The 1,985-nt window shown below is 71.0% G+C and carries 2 protein-coding genes; both read right to left on the minus strand.

Going from position 1 to position 1,985, the window contains the following annotated elements:
* Positions 1 to 803, minus strand: an 803-nt coding sequence (locus tag STRIP9103_RS13355) for an endonuclease/exonuclease/phosphatase family protein (protein WP_158696874.1), incomplete at its 3' end; no start/stop codon positions are given.
* A 160-nt stretch (positions 804 to 963) separates the two neighbouring features.
* A complete protein-coding gene (locus STRIP9103_RS13360) occupies positions 964 to 1,917 on the minus strand; it encodes an ROK family glucokinase (protein ID WP_009309935.1) in 954 nt (317 codons plus the stop codon).
* Between the last annotated feature and the right edge of the window lie 68 nt (positions 1,918 to 1,985).

A 1,985-nucleotide genomic window follows, 5' to 3' on the forward strand; every position in this document is an offset into this window, starting at 1 on the left:
TGATCGCCTACGAGGCCGGCCGGTGGCCGATGAGCAGGGTGGCCCCGGGACGCCGTACCACTCACCTGGTGCAGGTGGGGGAGTGGCAGCACGCCGCCCGCCGCTTCGCCCCTCAGGTCGTCGTCGGTGATGCCGGGGTGGCCGATGGGCACCCCGCAGCCGAGGACCTCGATGCCGGGGGTGGCCAGGATGGCGTCGATGCGCTGATGGGGGTCGGTGGGGGTGGAGGTGTACTCGCTGCCCCAGGGGGCGGTGGCCCAGCAGTCCTGGAGTTCGGCGGCGAGGCGTTCGAAGGTGCGGCCGTCGGGGCGTTCGTTGAGGTCGCCGCCCGCGATCGCGTGTTCCACGCCGAGTGCGGCGAGGCGGTCGAGGAGCATGCCGCCCTGTTCGTACCGCTCGTCCTTCTGCAGGGAGAGGTGACAGGACAGTACGCCCACGCGGGCGCCACCGAAGCGGACCACTGCCGTGGCGAAGCCGCGTCGGTGCAGGCCGGGGGTGAGCGGCAGCAGGACGTCCTCGGTGTGCTCGACGGTGGCCCGGAGGCTGCACAGAAGGGCCGGGCCGGAGGCCGTGGCGCCGCCGGAGAGGGTCACCAGGCCGGAGGCCGCGGCCAGCCTCGCGAGTTTCTTGCGCCAGCGGAAGAAGCGGGGGGCCTCTTGGACGAGGACCAGATCGGGGGTGCAGGCGGAGATGACGCGGGCGAGGGCGGTGGTGTCGTCCCGCATGGAGCGGATGTTGTAGCTGAGGACGCGGATTGTTGCCGAACCGTCCGGGTTGGTGCGGGACTTGGGGAGGGGCGCCATGTGGATCAATGTACGCCCAAGAGCTCGGGTGTATATGTCCGTTTGCGGCTGCCGGTACATCGTGGCTTGTCGCGCCCACGTGGCGGAGCCGCATATCGATGGAGCCCCGCGCCCCTGAAAGACAGGGGCGCGGATGGCACCCTGCGGTGAAAAGTTGCGCCTACATGATCGGGTCCGGCTCTCTCGCCAGGTCCGCCGCGCCCACCAGGCCCGCCTCGTTGCCCAGTTGGGCGGCGACGACCTCGGCGACCGGGCGCCAGTTGCCGCCCACCAGCCAGCGTTTGTAGGACTTGCGGATCGGGTCCAGTACCAGTTCGCCCTCGTCGGACAGGCCGCCGCCGACGATGAAGGCGGAGGGGTCGAAGAGGGAGGCGAGGTCGGCGAGGCCCGCGCCGGCCCAGCGGGCCAGTTCGCGGTAGGAGTCGACGGCGACGGGGTCGCCCTGGCGGGCGGCCATGGAGATGTGCTTGCCCTCGATGCCGTCGGGGGTGCCGTCGCCGAGGCCGAGGAGGATCTCGGCGTTCTCGGGGGTGGCGTTGGCGCGCTGCTTGGCGTACCGGACGAGGGCGCGGCCCGACGCGTACTGCTCCCAGCAGCCCTGTGAGCCGCAGCCGCACAGCAGGCCGTCCGGGACCATGCGGATGTGGCCGAACTCGGCGGCGACGCCGTAGTGCCCGCGGCGCAGCTTGTTGCCGATGATGATGCCGCCGCCGAGGCCGGTGCCGAGGGTGATGCAGATGACGTTGCGGTGGCCCTTGCCGCCGCCGAACTTGTACTCGCCCCAGGCGGCGGCGTTGGCGTCGTTCTCCACGACGACCGGCAGGCCCACGCGGGCCTCGACCTTCGCCTTCAGCGGCTCGTTGCGCCAGTCGATGTTGGGGGCGAAGTAGACCGTGGAACGCTGACGGTCGACGTAGCCGGCGGCTCCGATGCCCACGCCTACGATCTTGTGTCCAACTCGCGCGCCCTCGACGGCGGCGGCGATGGCGTCCACGATCCCCTCGGGCGTGCCCGGGGTCGGCACCTTGTGGGTCGAGAGGATGTTGCCTTCCTCGTCGACCACACCGGCCGCGATCTTGGTACCGCCGATGTCGACGCCGATGGTGAGTCCCATGAATCCCTCAGTTTCGGTCGAGCCCCGCTACGGCCCACCGTACCCGAGGGCATGCCCCGGGATCCTCG

The organism is Streptomyces ipomoeae 91-03, from assembly GCF_000317595.1.
Lineage (GTDB): Bacteria > Actinomycetota > Actinomycetes > Streptomycetales > Streptomycetaceae > Streptomyces > Streptomyces ipomoeae.

Coding starts and splice junctions, on each gene's coding strand:
- STRIP9103_RS13360 (WP_009309935.1), bottom strand. CDS start 1,917: ATGGGACTCACCATCGGCGTCGACATCGGCGGTACCAAGATCGCGGCC.